General features: G+C 41.5%; 13 protein-coding genes. 8 read left to right on the top strand and 5 right to left on the bottom strand.

Features of this window, described 5'->3' with window-relative positions:
* The first annotated feature begins 137 nt into the window (after positions 1 to 137).
* From sohB to FQV37_RS06870, 5 genes are all read left to right on the top strand, one after another.
* Positions 138 to 1,118 carry a protease SohB gene (sohB, locus tag FQV37_RS06890; RefSeq protein ID WP_160021877.1) on the top strand — a complete coding sequence of 327 codons (981 nt, stop codon included), beginning with the start codon at positions 138 to 140 and terminating at the stop codon, positions 1,116 to 1,118.
* A 258-nt stretch (positions 1,119 to 1,376) separates the two neighbouring features.
* Positions 1,377 to 2,627, top strand: a complete 1,251-nt coding sequence (locus FQV37_RS06885) for an acyl-CoA dehydrogenase family protein (protein ID WP_227526716.1) — start codon at positions 1,377 to 1,379, stop codon at positions 2,625 to 2,627.
* Between the two features lie 241 nt (positions 2,628 to 2,868).
* Positions 2,869 to 4,107, top strand: coding sequence for a phosphotransferase family protein (locus FQV37_RS06880; RefSeq protein WP_160021873.1), 1,239 nt, complete (start codon positions 2,869 to 2,871; stop codon positions 4,105 to 4,107).
* Between the two features lie 55 nt (positions 4,108 to 4,162).
* The gene (locus FQV37_RS06875) at positions 4,163 to 4,927 is read left to right on the top strand and encodes a histidine phosphatase family protein (RefSeq protein ID WP_160021871.1); all 765 of its coding nucleotides are present in this window, start codon (positions 4,163 to 4,165) and stop codon (positions 4,925 to 4,927) included.
* Positions 4,928 to 5,048: 121 nt separating this feature from the next.
* Positions 5,049 to 5,918 (top strand): SDR family oxidoreductase, encoded by an 870-nt coding sequence (locus tag FQV37_RS06870; protein WP_160021869.1) that lies wholly within the window; start codon positions 5,049 to 5,051, stop codon positions 5,916 to 5,918.
* 89 nt (positions 5,919 to 6,007) lie between these two features.
* Here the strand turns inward: FQV37_RS06870 and FQV37_RS06865 are convergent, their stop codons facing one another.
* The 5 genes from FQV37_RS06865 to FQV37_RS06845 all read right to left on the bottom strand — a co-directional run bounded on the left by FQV37_RS06865 (position 6,008) and on the right by FQV37_RS06845 (position 12,866).
* Positions 6,008 to 7,708 carry an AMP-binding protein gene (locus tag FQV37_RS06865; protein WP_102092207.1) on the bottom strand — a complete coding sequence of 567 codons (1,701 nt, stop codon included), beginning with the start codon at positions 7,706 to 7,708 and terminating at the stop codon, positions 6,008 to 6,010.
* 641 nt (positions 7,709 to 8,349) lie between these two features.
* Complete coding sequence (locus tag FQV37_RS06860) at positions 8,350 to 10,047, bottom strand: AMP-binding protein (protein ID WP_102092208.1); 1,698 nt, start codon at positions 10,045 to 10,047, stop codon at positions 8,350 to 8,352.
* A gap of 461 nt (positions 10,048 to 10,508) precedes the next feature.
* On the bottom strand, positions 10,509 to 11,285 hold the full coding sequence (locus FQV37_RS06855; RefSeq protein WP_160021867.1) for an ABC transporter permease: 777 nt from the start codon (positions 11,283 to 11,285) through the stop codon (positions 10,509 to 10,511).
* Positions 11,286 to 11,432: 147 nt separating this feature from the next.
* Positions 11,433 to 12,272, bottom strand: a complete 840-nt coding sequence (locus tag FQV37_RS06850; protein WP_160021865.1) for an ABC transporter ATP-binding protein — start codon at positions 12,270 to 12,272, stop codon at positions 11,433 to 11,435.
* Positions 12,273 to 12,278: 6 nt separating this feature from the next.
* Positions 12,279 to 12,866, bottom strand: coding sequence for a thioesterase family protein (locus FQV37_RS06845; RefSeq protein ID WP_160021863.1), 588 nt, complete (start codon positions 12,864 to 12,866; stop codon positions 12,279 to 12,281).
* A gap of 205 nt (positions 12,867 to 13,071) precedes the next feature.
* Between FQV37_RS06845 and xthA the strand changes: the two genes are divergently transcribed.
* The 3 genes from xthA to FQV37_RS06830 all read left to right on the top strand — a co-directional run bounded on the left by xthA (position 13,072) and on the right by FQV37_RS06830 (position 16,059).
* Positions 13,072 to 13,896, top strand: coding sequence for an exodeoxyribonuclease III (gene xthA, locus FQV37_RS06840; RefSeq protein ID WP_057759777.1), 825 nt, complete (start codon positions 13,072 to 13,074; stop codon positions 13,894 to 13,896).
* A 192-nt stretch (positions 13,897 to 14,088) separates the two neighbouring features.
* Complete coding sequence (gene argJ, locus FQV37_RS06835; protein ID WP_160021861.1) at positions 14,089 to 15,312, top strand: bifunctional glutamate N-acetyltransferase/amino-acid acetyltransferase ArgJ; 1,224 nt, start codon at positions 14,089 to 14,091, stop codon at positions 15,310 to 15,312.
* Positions 15,313 to 15,660: 348 nt separating this feature from the next.
* On the top strand, positions 15,661 to 16,059 hold the full coding sequence (locus FQV37_RS06830) for a DUF4377 domain-containing protein (RefSeq protein ID WP_101204449.1): 399 nt from the start codon (positions 15,661 to 15,663) through the stop codon (positions 16,057 to 16,059).
* The last annotated feature ends 47 nt before the right edge of the window (positions 16,060 to 16,106 follow it).

Raw genomic sequence — 16,106 nt, 5'->3', positions numbered from 1 at the left:
CGTATTTATTCAGTGATATTTATATTGGGTTAAATATTGTCATCATGCTTGAAAACACCGCTTAGTGTGCACATATCAACCGCACGCTAATAAAAACAGCCATATCAATATATTTACTGACTTGAGGATTTGTAACCATGCTATTTCATCCCCCTAAAAACCCTGTTGAGCTTAAAATACGCCACTTGAATGATGCTCAAAAGCAGCGCCGTGAAGATTTGATGGAAGCCACCCAAGGCAAAGCTGCCCTCAAACAGTTCAAAAAAGTCATGGCCAAAAAAGCCAAGCAAGCATTGAAAGCAAAAACTAAAAATAAGAAAAAACATACTGATGATAAGGCACAAGTTTTTGTGCTCGATTTTGACGGTGATATCAAAGCAACTGCGGTCAAGCACTTGCGTGAAGAAATCAGTACTTTAATTAGTACCGCAAATAAAGGTGACGAAGTTATCGTACGTCTTGAATCAGGCGGTGGTCTGGTACATGGTTATGGTTTGGCCGCAGCGCAATTGGTTCGCCTAAAGGATGCTGGCTTAAAATTGACGGTCTGTGTTGATAAGGTGGCGGCAAGCGGTGGCTATATGATGGCTTGTGTTGCAGACAAGGTAATAGCCGCACCATTTGCTATCATTGGTTCAATCGGTGTGGTGTCGCAATTGCCAAACTTCCATAAATGGCTAAAAAACCACGACGTCGATTATGAGATGTTTACCGCTGGTGACTATAAGCGTACGGTGACTGTATTTGGTGAAAATGATGCCGAAGACCGTGCCAAATACCAAGAAGAACTAGAGCAGACGCATGAGCTATTCAAGCATTTTGTTAATACCTATCGTCCAGAACTCGATGTTGCCAAAGTAGCTACGGGTGAGCATTGGTATGGCGAAGATGCGTTAAAGCTTAACTTAATTGACAGTCTACAAACTTCAGACAGCTATATTTTAGAGCGTATGGAAGACAACGAAGTGTACGCACTTTATTCACGTCAGAAGCCGACGTTAGCAGAAAAGCTAGGATTGGCTCAAGCAGCAGAAGCGACACTGAGTATGGCTGTAGATAAATTACCTGATGCACTTGCACGTTTTGATTTGAATAGTCGCCTAAATATTCTGAAATAATGTTAGTTATCATTATGATAGTTAAATAATGGTATTTTAGTGCTCAGAAGTTTTTGGATACATTGTTTATATTTTGTAAAAGGCGTGGCCTAGCTGGTCGCGCCTTTTTGCTGTTTATTGACAATTGCTGTGTTATAAATGTAGCACACGGAAAACAGTATACGTGCGTACACTAAAGCTCTAGTAGAGCTTTTTATCAACATTTGATTTAGACAATCAATAAAGAAAAGGAAGTCATTTATGTCTAACGACAATTTAATGTTTACCGCAACAGAACATGGTCAAGCCATGCATGCCAAAGTCAAAGCGTTTATCGAAACGAATATTGAGCCTATCGAAGCCCAATTCTGGGAAGATTGTCATAAGAAAAACCCTGATGGTAATTGGGAAAACTGGGAATGGCCAGAAGCCTACGAAAACCTGCGCAAACAAGCACGTGAAGAAGGCTTATGGAATTTATTCCTGCCAGATGACACACTAGGTGCAGGACTGTCAGTCACTGATTATGCGCCTATTGCAGAATTGACTGGTCGTAGTTTGCTAGCACCTCATGTATTTAACTGTAATGCACCTGATAGCGGTAACATGGAGCTGTTATGGCGCTACGGTACTCAAGAGCAGCAAGACAAGTGGCTTACCCCAATCCTAGAAGGTAAGACACGCTCTGTATTCTGTATGACTGAGCCTGACGTGGCGTCAAGTGATGCAACCAATATGCAAGCAACCGCCGTAGTAGATGGTGATGAGATTGTCATCAATGGTAGCAAGTGGTGGTCATCTGGTCTTGGTGATCCAGCGGTTGATGTCCTGATTGTGATGGCATATACCGCGGATGAAAGTGCAGACCGTCATCATCAGCATTCGATGGTGCTTGTGCCAGTCAACACACCAGGTGTGAACATCAAACGTATGCTTAAAGTGTTTGGTGATTATGATGCACCGCACGGCCATGGTGAGATTAGCTTCGAGAATGTGCGTGTGCCAGTCAGCCACTTTATTGGTGGACCTGGTAAAGGTTTTGAGATTGCCCAGGGTCGTCTAGGGCCAGGTCGTATTCATCATTGCATGCGCTGTATCGGTGCTGCCGAAAAATCTCTTGAATTAGCAGTCAAGCGTGGTATGTCGCGTACTGCCTTTGGTAAGCCGTTACTACAATTGGGTGGTAACTTTGAGCGTATCAGCGAGGCCCGTATCAAAATTGACCAAGCACGCTTGCTCACATTGTACGCCGCCCAAAAAATGGATGCTCAAGGCACCAAAGCAGCATTGACGGAAATCTCTGCTATCAAAGTAGTGGCGCCAACTGTGCTACAAGAAGTCGTTGATATGGCGATTCAGATTCATGGTGGTATGGGCGTGTGCCAAGATACATTACTACCGAACTTCTACGCGCAAGCACGTGTACTACGTTTGGCAGATGGTCCAGATGAAGTACATAAAACCATGATTGCCAAATTAGAACTAAAACGTCAGGGCTTTAGTCGTTCTGCTAAATCTGACAAAGCTTAGTCTTAAGTTTAATCTTAACAAACGGTTGTGTGAGTTAGTTTTGATTTGCTCACGCAACTATCAAGAATAAGCCAATCAAAATGCTAATTAAGAATTCACTATTAATGATTTAGTAGTGAATTTTTCATCACTAGAGCGAGTCCTCATTTCAAAAATGGTAATAAGCATGAGATAAATTGAATTGAGAACTAGCTCGCATATTTGTTATAAAAATAAATGACCACATGATAAGGAATGTCTCATGGCAACTGATAATAAAGTACTAGACAAAGGCGGTGCCGTACGCGAGGGTGAAGAGCTTGATGCCAAAGCAGTCAGTGAATGGCTTCGCGGTCAAGGTGTCGGCGTAGTAGGCGAGCCTACAGTCACTCAGTTCTCAGGCGGCGCATCAAACTGGACGTATCGACTACAATATGAAGGTAAAGATAAAAACCAAGACCTCATATTACGTCGTCCACCAAAAGGTACCAAGGCAAAATCTGCCCATGACATGGTGCGTGAGTACACCGTTCAAAAAGCGTTAAAAGATGCATATCCTTATGTGCCTGAGATGATTGCGCTATGTACGGATGAAGCTGTTATCGGCGCTGACTTTTATGTGATGGAGCGGATGGAAGGTATTATCCCTCGTGCAGAATTACCAGAAGGTATCGATCTAAATCCTGAGCAAACGCGTCTGCTTTGCACCAATGTATTAGACGCTTTGGTAGAGTTACATCAGATAGACTATACCGAGCATCCTGATTTGGTCAATTTGGGCCGCGGTAAAGGTTATTGCGAACGCCAGATCAGTGGTTGGGATAAACGTTATGTTAAAGCAAAGACGCCAAACGTACCGAGCTTTGCACTGGTTAGACAATGGCTTGCTAAGCACACACCAGCTGATAGCAAAACTTGTATCATTCATAATGATTGGCGCTTTGACAATGTAATACTTGATGCGGATGAGCCGACCAAAGTTATTGGCGTGCTCGACTGGGAGATGGCAACCCTTGGTGATCCATTGATGGACTTGGGTAGTGCGTTGGCTTACTGGATTGAAGAAGATGATAATATCATCATGCAGCAGTTCCGTCGTCAGCCAACACATTTAGAAGGCATGATGACGCGCGATGAAGTGGTTGAATATTATCTAAAACAGTCAGGTTTAGAGATAGATAATTGGACCTTTTATGAAGTGTTCGGATTGTTCCGCCTCTCAGGCATTATTCAGCAAATCTACTATCGTTATTATCATAAGCAAACCACCAATCCAGCTTTCAAAAACGCTTGGCTCGTTATACATGTCATGCATGCTAAATGTTTGAAATTAATTGCGCAATATGAAGGCGAAGCCTTATTCAATGCGCATGTGCAGCCGCATTTAGAAGACATAGGGGTAGATGCTGCTGCTATCGAGCAGTTACCAAGCCCTGTTCAAAAAGTGGTCAAAAGTATTTTACCAAAAGGTTATTTTGCAAAAGCACCTGACTCCCCCTGAAGCGTAAGCATTCAGCAAACCGTACTTTAGCAAATATGATAAAAGGTAAGAATTTATGACAACCATACTTTTAGCACGTCATGGCCAAGCGTCTTTTGGACAAGAAAACTATGATCAACTCTCAGAGCTAGGTACTGTCCAAGCCCAAATGTTAGGTCAGCACTATGCAGCCACACAGCGCCGCATCGATGCCATATTTACTGGTAGGCTGGTTCGACAGCAAGACTCAGCACGTCATTTTTGGGAGCGTTACCAGTCATCTGTACATGCCAGTAATAGCAATGGCACAGCTGTTGCGCCCGCAATCAACTTTGATCAGCCTGATAGTTATATTCTGCCGCAGTTTGATGAGTTTAATCATAAAGACGTATTCGTTAAGTCAGCAGAGGCATCTGGCAATCGATCTGACATCTCAGCTGAAATCGCCAAAGCAGAATCGCCAGCGACACGACTGGCTGAGCTATTTGATCAAGCGATGCAGCGCTGGCATGCTGGTGACAATGACCAAGATTATCTTGAAAGTTGGCCACAGTTTAATGATCGTGCACAGCAAGCCCTTGAACAAGTACGTACAAAAGTAGCAAGTATGAGCTTAGATCAGGGCAGCACCGTGCTCGTATTCACTTCAGGTGGTGTCATCGCTGCAATCACTGCACAGTTATTGCGACAAGGCAGTCAGACCGCTTATCAGCTGAATAAAAGCTTGGTTAATACGGGTGTGACCTCTATTACTTTAAAAAATCAAAGTTCTCGCTTGTTGTCTTTAAATGAATACAGTCATTTATTCTCTGATGGTAAACCGTTTGTGACATGGCGGTAAATTTACACATGATTTGCGGATAATGTAGTGTCATATCTGCTTAAAGTATAAACCTTATCGACGTTTATACTAAGAAATACCGATTTGATTCTGTGTAATATCGATATACAAAGGACGGTACATGCAAAATAAATTAATAAAATTGGTTGCTAAAAGTGCGCGCCATAGCAAAAACCAGATAGTAGGCGCGGTTCGACCTACAAGCTATCTAAAAGACCTGAGTAAGCAGCAAGTAGGCACAGGTAAAACGGTGCTTATCACAGGTGCCAGTTCAGGTCTGGGCGAGGGTATGGCAAGATTGTTTGCTAGCCTTGGCTACAACTTGGCTATATGTGCGCGTCGCACTGATCGTTTAGAGCATCTAAAATCAGAGATGATGGACAAGTACCCTGATATCCGAGTCGAATACCAAGCACTAGATGTGAGTGATTATGATACGGTTTTTCAAGTATTTGATGCTTTTGCAGATGACTTTGGTAGCATTGAGCGAGTAGTGGTCAATGCTGGCATTGGTGATAGTCGCCGCATTGGTAAAGGGCATTTTGAAACCAATCGTCGCACTGCCGATGTCAATTTTGTCGCCGCACTGGCACAGTGTGAAGCCGCCATGAATATCTTCCGTGCTCAGAACAATGGCCATTTGGTCGTGATATCGAGCATGTCAGCCATGCGTGGATTACCTAGGCATCTGACGACCTATGGTGCAAGTAAAGCTGGCTTGGCTCACTTAGCAGAAGGCATTCGTGCTGATATGCTTTTGACCAATTTACCTATTAAAGTTTCTACAATTTACCCAGGTTATATTCGTACTGAAATCAATGAAGGCTCTAAGCCATTACCATTTGAAGTTGATACAGATACTGGTACCAAAGCAATTGTCGCGGCTATCGAAGCGGGTGTGGATGAAGCCTGTGTGCCGAGCCTACCTTGGTCCATGGTCAGTCACGCGATGAAGCACTTGCCATTACAAGTAATGAATAAACTAAGTTAATAAAATTGGTTTTCTTAAGTTAGAAAAGAAGAAGCCTACTACAATAATAGTAGGCTTCTTCTATTTGCTCTGAAATAGCAGAGCAAGTATTACAACGTTTGAGGATTATTTGACATATGCTGTTCACGCAGCTTTTGACGTAGTACTTTACCAACATTACTCTTTGGTAGTTCACTGACAAACTCAATATGACGTGGACATTTATAACCAGTCAAATTTTCAAGTGCGAATTCTTTGATGACTTCTTTAGTGACGTTATTATCGGCAGGTACGATATAAATTTTAACCGCTTCACCTTGATTTTCATCAGGAATACCAATTACGGCACAATCGACAATACCATCACAATCAAGCATGACAGATTCGATCTCATTCGGAAATACATTGAAGCCTGAAACTAAGATCATGTCTTTCTTGCGATCTAGTAGAGTAAAGTAGCCTTTTTCATCCATGCTAACGATATCGCCAGTGCGGAAGTAGCCATCACGAGTAAAGTCATTGCTATTGTCTTTATTAAAGTATCCTGACATTACGTTTGGACCTTTGATACACATCTCGCCTGCTTGATGCATACCAACACGCTCACCGTTTTCGTCAATCACGATAATATCGACACTCGGTACAGGTATACCAATAGTACCGTTGAACTTGCGGTCAGTGATAACGTTGGCAGTACCACCAGCCACGCCTTCAGTCATACCCCAACCTTCAACCATAGGGCAGCCAGTCACTTCTAACCAACGTGCTGCGGTTTGCTCAGTTGCCGCCATACCACCAGCTTGAGTGATACGTAACGAGCTAAAGTCTAAGTCTTTAAAGTTTGACTGGTCAAGTAACCCTTTGAATAGAGTGTTGACTGCAGGAAAGATGTGGAATGGTTGTTTTGATAACGTTTTAATAAACCCTGGCATATCGCGCGGATTAGGTACTAGGATAAAGGTATAACCTGAACGCATACCGAGCAAACTCAGCATAAAGGCAAAAATATGATACAGCGGTAAGGCCATAACCATATTGATGTATACTTCGTTGATACCTGAGGTCACAGGGCGATACCATGCCTCTGATTGCATAGCAGCAGCAACGACATTACGTTGTGTTAGGACAGCACCTTTAGATAACCCAGTCGTACCACCTGTATATTGCAAAATCGCTTTTTGTTGTAGGGTGGTTTTTGGTGCTTGAATCGGTAGGTTTTTTCCCTTTTTCAATACTTCAGGGAATTTAGTGACATTGTACTTAGGATCGTTCAGGTTGTATTTTGGAACCAAGCGTTTGACCTGACGGATGACTGTATTGACCAAAATACCTTTTAAACCCATCATATCGCCCATTTTTGACAGCACGATACGTTTGATATTGGTTTCTTCAATGACTTGTTCTAAAGCTTGAGCAAAGTTATCCACAACAAAAATAACCTGAGCGCCCGAGTCGTTCAATTGATGACGTAGCTCACGGCCTGTATATAGCGGATTAATAGGTGTACAAACGTAACCTGCACGCAGAATACCAATCATAGTCGGTAGGTATTGTGGAACGTTCGGCATCATGAGAGCCACTACGCTACCTTTAGGTAAACCTTGAGCTTGTAACCATGCTGCTACTGCCAGTGAAGCGTTATCAACATCACCATAAGTATGCGTCACACCCATACAGATAGTCATCGGATGCATACGAAAGCGGTTAAAACACTCTTCATATAACTCTATGAGGCTTTCATACTGATCAGGATTAATCGTCTTGGGTACATTTTCTGGGTATTGAGCAAGCCAAGGTTTATCTACAGTCATGATTAGCGTCCTTAAATATTAAAATAAATTAAGGCTCTATAAAAAAGTAGTCACATCCATGTCAACAATTTAAATCGCTGTTCCGTTAGCAAGAAATTGTCGAGTGCTATCCTATATGTTCACATACTGCTAAAATACGGGGCCCTTATAAAGTTTGATTTAATCACAGAGCATAAATAGCTCATCAGATTAAAAAACCAATTAATGTTTTGGTAATGAAAATAGCTACTAGTAATGCTGCTAATCAATCGATATGAATCATAATTATATAAGATCAAAATAACAGAAAGTATAGTGACACATTTTGGCAATACATTAACATAACTACAACCGTGCCTGTTATTCTTATACAAGAACTTGATAGTTTACAGTTAAATTTGATAAATGAAATAATATATGTTGAATAATCAGAAAATACCTAGACAAATAATTTACTTTCTTATCAAGTAATTAACATGAAATTTATTCAAAAAATGTCATATAACTGAATATGAAAGTAGATTTGTAGTAATTATAATAGAGAAATTTTATAGTTGAATGACAGAAAATAAATATACAAAAAGGGCATCTTACAATTACTGTAAGATGCCTTTAGTAAAAATAAATTCATGTTTTTAGAATTTTTTAAAAATTGTCTCTATTTATACTTGAGGGTAGTCTGCATTGTGTTTTTCACGCAATTTTTGACGCAGTACTTTACCGACATTACTCTTTGGTAAGTCGCTCACAAACTCAATGTGACGTGGACACTTATAACCCGTTAGATTGTCTAACGCAAAATCTGTAATCACTTCTTTGGTAACATTATTGTCTTCAGGTACTACGTATATTTTGACCGCTTCACCTTGATGACTATCAGGAATGCCAATTACCGCGCAGTCAAGAATACCATCACAATCAAGCATCACGGACTCAATTTCGTTTGGAAATACATTGAAGCCTGAAACCAAGATCATGTCTTTTTTGCGATCTAGCAGTTTAATATAACCCTTGTCATCCATGCTGACGATATCACCAGTGCGGAAATAACCATCACTAGTAAAATCAGCACTACTGTCTCTATTTAGATATCCAGAGGTTACGTTAGGGCCTTTAATACATAGCTCGCCCCCTTCGTTTAGATCTACATGCCTGCCGTCTTCATCGATAATAATAACATCGACACCAGGGGCTGGCACACCGATAGTACCGTTAAACTCACGATTGGTAATAACGTTGGCGGTGCCGACTGCAACGCCTTCTGTCATACCCCAACCTTCGATCATCGCGCAGCCAGTTACTTCTAACCAGCGATTCGCAGTTTGCTCAGTAGCCGCCATACCACCAGCTTGTGAGATACGTAAAGAGCTAAAGTCCAAATCTTTAAAATTAGGATTATCGAGCAGCCCCTTAAAGAGGGTATTTACTGCAGGGAAAATATGGAATGGTTGTTTTGATAAAGTTTTAACAAATCCAGGAATATCACGTGGATTAGGTACTAGTATAAAGGTATAGCCTGAGCGCATACCAAGTAGGCTAAGCATGAATGCAAAAATATGATAGAGCGGCAGCGCCATTACCATATTGATGTACACTTCGTTAATTTCTGATGTGATAGGGCGAGTCCATGCTTCTGATTGCATCGCTGCTGCTACGATATTACGCTGCGACAAAATAGCGCCTTTCGAAAGTCCTGTGGTACCACCTGTATATTGTAAAAATGCTTTTTGATCCAAAGACATTTTTGGTTGCTGAAAAGGTAGGTTTTTACCTTTTTTCAATACTTCAGGAAACTTAGTGACATGGTACTTAGGATCGTTAAGGTTGTATTTGGGCACTAAGCGTTTGACCTGACGAATAATTGTATTGACCAAAATACCTTTCAAACCCATCATATCGCCCATCTTCGATAGGATGACACGTTTGATAGCCGTTTCTTCAATAACTTGCTCAAGCGCTTGGGCAAAGTTATCAACCACAAAGATTGCCTGGGCACCTGAGTCGTTAAGCTGATGGCGTAATTCTCGGCCAGTATATAGTGGGTTGACAGGGGTACAAACGTAGCCTGCACGTAGTATTCCAATCATGGTGGGCAGATACTGTGGAACGTTTGGCATCATGAGAGCGACGACACTACCTTTTGGCAAGCCTTGGTTCTGTAGCCAAGCAGCGACTGCCATCGAAGCATTATCAATATCACCATAAGTATGAGTAACTCCCATACAAATGCTCATCGGATGTCCACGGAAGCGATCGAAGCATTCTTCGTACAGCTCCATGATGCTGCTATATCTATCGGGATTAATGGTTTTTGGCACACCGGCTGGATATTGAGAAAGCCAAGGTTTGTTCGATATCATAGTTAGCATCCTTGCGATTTGATATAGGCTAAAATGGTTTAAGAGGATAGTTGTTAATTTATCAATAGTACAAACCACCACTTATTTAGGCGATATATACTATATTCAATAGCATCCTTGTCTATTGATTAATAGCTAGTCTTTTTGCTGCTATCACAGCATTCTATTTAATAAATATTTAGATAAAGCATTAAATAGAACAAACAAATAAAATGTTTAGTAATAAAAATAATGCTCGTTCTAAAACTGTTTATCTGCTGCTTACAAATAAAGTATCAAAAAAACGATACATTTGAGCAATACATTAGCATGAATTTAGTTTAAAACAATAACAGTAAGCGATACTGAGCAGTACATATATTAACTTATTAGAATATAGTAACTTTGCTGGCTGACAAAAGAAGGATTAGATAATTAATATTGGTAAGCTGACAAAAAACACAGGAATGTAGATGCTAAGACTATTGCAGTAAAATGAATTGATCTTTTTTATTAAAAAAACGTCGATAAATGAGTAAGGCACTGATGGTGCAGCCAAGCGTGCTGCTGACACATATCAGGAACATAGTGACTATTTGATAGCGTACGGCTTGAGTGGGATCGGCGCCCGCTAGAATTTGACCCGTCATCATGCCTGGTAAGCTAACAATACCGACGACTAGCATAGAGTTCAGGGTTGGAGTCATGCCATTAGTGATAGCTGCTTTTATCTGCTCATGGACGGCTTCGAATGGCTTAGCAGATAGACTGAGCATCATCTCGATACGTCCAGATTGCTCATGAAAGGATTCAATCAATTGATTGCTTGTCAACGAAATGGCAGTCAGAGAGTTACCTAATATCAGACCCAATATAGGAATAATGAATTGTGGTGTATACCAAGGCTGCACATTCAAAATCGCTATAATCGCAATCGCCGTTACTAGTATTGCTGAGATACCGACTGCCAATAACGTATCTGTTAATAACCCCTTATAACTGCGTTTAACGCGATTTTTGGCGGCACTTCCTGCAATTAAAGTCATGACCGTTAAGATAAGTAGCACTTCATACCATTGTTCACGTGCAAAAATCCACGCCAGTATCAGCCCAATAAAGCTAAGCTGTATAATCGTACGAAGTGCCGCTATCAAAAGGGTCTTGCTTAGTCTTAACCGTAAGCGCCAAGAGATGAGTAACACGATAATAATTAAACTACTGGCAAGAGCAATATCACTATAAGTGAGAAAAATTTGCATATCATTCGTACCACTCGTATGAGCTTATTTAGGAAGTAATTATGGTAATAATATATGGTGAGGGTTGAAGTTATTAACGTGCTAAATTGTCCGAGCAGCTATATGAAGACTTACTCATTTGATTAGATATTCTTGTATAAAAGTTCTTCAAGAGTCTGCGGTGAGTACACCTGCTTGCATATGCCAATGTCTATTTGCCAAAGGCATGATATCTTTTGTGTCATGAGTTACCCATAGGAGTGTGCGCTGTGCATCGGCGTGCAACCAGTTAAAGAGTAAGTTGACTAGCTGTGTTGAAGTGTCAATGTCCAAAGCAGCAGTTGGTTCATCTAGCAATAGAACTTTTGGATTGAACTGTAATAGACGCAATGTATTGACCAGTTGGCGCTCGCCACCAGATAAGTGCTTGGCGTCTTGTTGCAAAAAATCTGCACTTCTATCTAAGTGTTCAAGCTGAGCAATATGCCAGTCTCTATCAAAAGTCTGCGATTGATGAGCATGCAATTGATAAGGCATTTGTAGGTTTTCAAGGACACTGCCGTCTAGCAACTGTGGATGCTGAGCGAGTAGGGCAACTTGCTGGCGCCACAGTACAGGTGCAGTTTTGTGAATATCATAGTAATCACTACTCAACTTGCCATCATTGCGCAAACGAACAGTACCGCTGCTCATGGGAAGTAACCCTGCCAATATTCGCAACAGTACTGATTTACCGCTACCAGACGCTCCTGTCAAAACAGTAACTTGCCCTGACAATAGCGTACCGCTCGCACCGCTTATTAGCGTTCGATCAGGAGTTGATGGCTCTTTATCCAGTGAAGCGTCTGCGGTTAGCTTGCTTGCCCATTTTTGATAAATGCTATACGGCATAGAGATTTTATTCGAGGCTTCTTTGCTATTTTTAATGCTTTGAGCATTTATCGTCCGTTGGCTATGTACCCATAGGTTATCAAATTCAAGCAACACTCTATCCGTATCTATGCTCATAGCGTTCTACTGCTGACCATTTACTTGCTCGTCGATAGCTTGTTCGATCGTAACGCGCAGTTTTTTTGGTACACGAATAGGACGCATTGGTGGGGTTGTCGCTGCAGTATCTTGTTTATCGCTGCCTATCTCGTCATTACTCATTGGCTCTGGTTTGACGAGGTTTTGTACGCAGGCAATAACGATTTTGGTGCTGCTTAGGAGCTGGCTATCATCTGTTTCGGTAGTACTATGATTTGGTAGATTGCGATATATACTTTGGTAAAATATGATGCTGGCAGGTTTTAGCTCCACTTTATCAATACGTACGCTAATTACCTCATCTAATAGAATGGCTCTTTTGTATTGCAAGTCGGCCTGACTCACGACAAAATGCTGCACTTCACCACTGTCAGTCTGCAAAAAATATCCATTTAAGCCCAGCTCAGTAAACCAGTCGCGTCGGCAGTTTTCAAAAAACACCAAGTGATTGGCGTGATAGACTATACCGCCAGCATCAGTATGGTTAATATAGACGTTATAGTCTTTAGCAAATAATGGTTTGGTGTCATCATTCATGGCTGATGTCGTATTTTTTTGCTTAATTGTTGTCATAATGATGCTCGATATTCTTAATAAGTATTGTTGAATAAAAGTGTTTCAGATAGACCAATAATAGATAGTGCTTATAATAGAGTTACTCTAGCTCAAGATATCAGGCCATGCAACCGCTAGAACCGCTTACATTTGTTATCATAGTCGTTTATATTTCACCTATTTATAGAGCGCTATATTCTAACCAATCAGTATAGGACAGTTTATGACCCGTTTTGTCAGTTTTAACATCAATGGTATCCGCGCACGTCAGCATCAGCTCGAGGCGGTGCGTGAGGTAATCGATCCTGATGTCATGGGCCTACAAGAAACCAAGGTTCATGATGATCAATTTCCGCTTAGCGATATCGAAGGTCTGGGCTACCACGTAGAGTACTTTGGACAAAAAGGGCATTACGGCGTCGCACTATTATCCAAAGCTGCACCTGTATTCGTACAAAAAGGCTTCCCTGGCGAAGATGAAGAAGCCCAAAAGCGCTTTATCCATGCACGTTATGAGTTTGAAGGTCGTGAAGTAGATGTACTTAACGGGTATTTTCCGCAAGGAGAGAGCCAAGATCACCCGACCAAATTTCCAATGAAGCGCGCTTATTATGCCAATTTGATGGCTTATATTGATACGCTAAAAGCGGAAGGTCGTTCGATTATCGTCATGGGTGATATGAATATTGCACCAGAAGATATCGATATTGGTATTGGTGAAGTTAATGCTAAGCGTTGGCTGAAAAATAGAAAAACCTCATTTCTGCCAGAAGAGCGTGAATGGTATTCAGCATTGATGTCACGTGAGCTGACAGATACTTACCGTCTGCATTATCCAGAGAGCACCGAGTTATACAGCTGGTTTGATTATCGCAGTCGCGGCTTCAATGATGAACCTAAGCGCGGGTTACGTATTGATCATATCCTATGCACTTCAGACTTAATCGATAAATGTATCGATGCTGGTATCAGTTATGAGCTACGTGCTATGGAAAAACCGTCTGACCATGCACCGATTTGGTCAGCATTTGACCTAAAGAAACCGTAATACTTATATACCGTGATACCTACATATAGTCAATTATCATGTCAATTAGATACGATGATTAGCTTGTTCAGTCTGCTTATTGTAGTGCTGCAGCTAGTTCTTCTTGGATCTGAACTGTCTTGAACTGACTGTAGTGTTTATCACTTAGTATTCCGTAAATAACGATAAAAATTGAAAAATAAGGATTTTATTATGGCTGTTGGAAATGTATCAGTACCTGACGTTATCTATCCTATCGATGGTATCAAACTCAGTGCCACAGCGGCAGGTGTCCGTTATAAGGACCGCGATGATCTAGTAGTTATCGAAATATCTGACAAAGCTACTACTGCGGTTGTCACCACTAAAAACACCTTTTGTGCAGCGCCAGTGCGAGTATTGCGTGAGCACTTTGCTAAGGTCAGTCCGCGCTATTTAGTCACTAATACAGGTAACGCAAATGCAGGTACGGGCGCTGATGGCAAGCGCCGAGCCATTGATATCTGTACAGCATTGGCTGAAAAGGCCGGTGTAGATACCAATGCGATATTGCCATTCTCTACTGGTGTGATTGGTGAGCCGTTAAATAGTGATGCCGTCATCGCAGGTCTGGATAATGCATTGGCTAATCTAGCGTCTGATAGTTGGCTAGCTGCTGCTAATGGCATTCGTACGACAGATACTATTCCTAAATTAGCCAGCCAAAAAATTGATGTGGCAGGTACTAGCTATCATGTCACTGGTATGTCTAAAGGCTCAGGAATGATACGCCCGAATATGGCAACTATGCTGGGCTATGTGGCGACAGATGCCAACATCGCAGCTGACTTATTACAAGAGATGCTAAGCGCTATCAATGAACAGTCTTTCAACCGAATCACTGTCGACGGCGATACCTCAACCAATGACTGTTGTGTGTTGATTGCAACAGGCGCTGCTAGCTCAGAGGTGATTGATAGTCCAGAGCATCCACATTATCAGCCTGTATTCGATGCATTGGTTGATGTGTTTGTCCGTCTGGCACAACTGATTGTGCGTGATGGCGAAGGCGCTACTAAATTCATGACGGTCAAAGTGACTGGTGGTCAAACCACGCAAGAGTGCTGCGATGTGGCTTATGCAGTCGCACATTCACCCTTGGTAAAAACGGCATTCTTTGCTAGTGATGCTAACTGGGGACGCATATTAGCAGCAGTGGGCTATGCTGGTATCGAAAATTTAGATACAGAGCAAGTTGATGTGTATCTAGACGAGGTAATGATTTGTCAAAATGGCGGTGTTGCACCTGACTATACAGAGGAGGCGGGCAAAACAGTCATGAGCCGACCTGAGATTACCATTCATATCGACCTTGCACGTGGTGATGCTAGCGATACCGTATATACCTGCGATCTATCATACGATTACGTCAAAATAAACGCTGATTATCGTAGCTAGTCATTCTTAGCAAAACAGAATGTGCATAGTTGTATCAAAGCCAGAACAAATATTGTTCTGGCTTTTTAGTGTCAAACTTCTGCTCAGTAGCAAATAACTCTGCTATTTAATACGCTTCATTAACATCAGTTGCAAAAGCTGACGTTACTTTACAAAGCAGTCATAGAGGGCATGACGAATAGCGGCCTATACTGGTTTCAGTAAAAAGCAAATGACCTTGTTAGCTTGTAGCAAAGCAAGATAAGGTGTTCAAAATAATAATTTTATCTAAGCAACCATAAGTTAGTAGTTAAGCCAGTAACTAAACTATTAATAAAGAATCAATAACAATTATCTGAGGATTGAATAATGAAGAAATTAGCACTTGCAGCATTGATGACAACTTTTGCCCTTTCTGGTTGCTCTACGATGAGTATGGATGATGAGCGCACGATGGTCGTTGAAGGACAACCTATGAATGTAAAAGTAGTAAACATCCCAAGTTTTGAAGTGGAAATTGCACCGCGTAAAGCAGTATGTGACTTGACTGCTACTGATGGCAGCATGGTTGAATCACAGTGCTTGCAGTATCGTCAGACCTATCAGAAAAACTACACCACGCTAAACGGTAATATTCAAGGCTTTACCTATGAGCCGAACTATCGTTATGTGCTAGATGTACGCCAAGAAGCAGTAACCGCAGAAGGCTCAAATGTCGTACAGCCAGTTTGGATTCTAAACGAAGTGGTATCAAAAACTGCTGAATAATATTGATAGCAATATATAGACGATAAACCAGTTGTACATGACAAAAA

The sequence above is a fragment of the Psychrobacter nivimaris genome (assembly GCF_009812035.1).
Classification (GTDB): domain Bacteria; phylum Pseudomonadota; class Gammaproteobacteria; order Pseudomonadales; family Moraxellaceae; genus Psychrobacter; species Psychrobacter nivimaris.
Note: the sequence above shows the minus strand (reverse complement) of the source record. Positions and strands in the feature narration are given on the sequence as shown.

Coding starts and splice junctions, on each gene's coding strand:
- sohB (WP_160021877.1), top strand. CDS start 138: ATGCTATTTCATCCCCCTAAAAACCCTGTTGAGCTTAAAATACGCCAC.
- FQV37_RS06885 (WP_227526716.1), top strand. CDS start 1,377: ATGTTTACCGCAACAGAACATGGTCAAGCCATGCATGCCAAAGTCAAA.
- FQV37_RS06880 (WP_160021873.1), top strand. CDS start 2,869: ATGGCAACTGATAATAAAGTACTAGACAAAGGCGGTGCCGTACGCGAG.
- FQV37_RS06875 (WP_160021871.1), top strand. CDS start 4,163: ATGACAACCATACTTTTAGCACGTCATGGCCAAGCGTCTTTTGGACAA.
- FQV37_RS06870 (WP_160021869.1), top strand. CDS start 5,049: ATGCAAAATAAATTAATAAAATTGGTTGCTAAAAGTGCGCGCCATAGC.
- FQV37_RS06865 (WP_102092207.1), bottom strand. CDS start 7,708: ATGACTGTAGATAAACCTTGGCTTGCTCAATACCCAGAAAATGTACCC.
- FQV37_RS06860 (WP_102092208.1), bottom strand. CDS start 10,047: ATGATATCGAACAAACCTTGGCTTTCTCAATATCCAGCCGGTGTGCCA.
- FQV37_RS06855 (WP_160021867.1), bottom strand. CDS start 11,285: ATGCAAATTTTTCTCACTTATAGTGATATTGCTCTTGCCAGTAGTTTA.
- FQV37_RS06850 (WP_160021865.1), bottom strand. CDS start 12,272: ATGAGCATAGATACGGATAGAGTGTTGCTTGAATTTGATAACCTATGG.
- FQV37_RS06845 (WP_160021863.1), bottom strand. CDS start 12,866: ATGACAACAATTAAGCAAAAAAATACGACATCAGCCATGAATGATGAC.
- xthA (WP_057759777.1), top strand. CDS start 13,072: ATGACCCGTTTTGTCAGTTTTAACATCAATGGTATCCGCGCACGTCAG.
- argJ (WP_160021861.1), top strand. CDS start 14,089: ATGGCTGTTGGAAATGTATCAGTACCTGACGTTATCTATCCTATCGAT.
- FQV37_RS06830 (WP_101204449.1), top strand. CDS start 15,661: ATGAAGAAATTAGCACTTGCAGCATTGATGACAACTTTTGCCCTTTCT.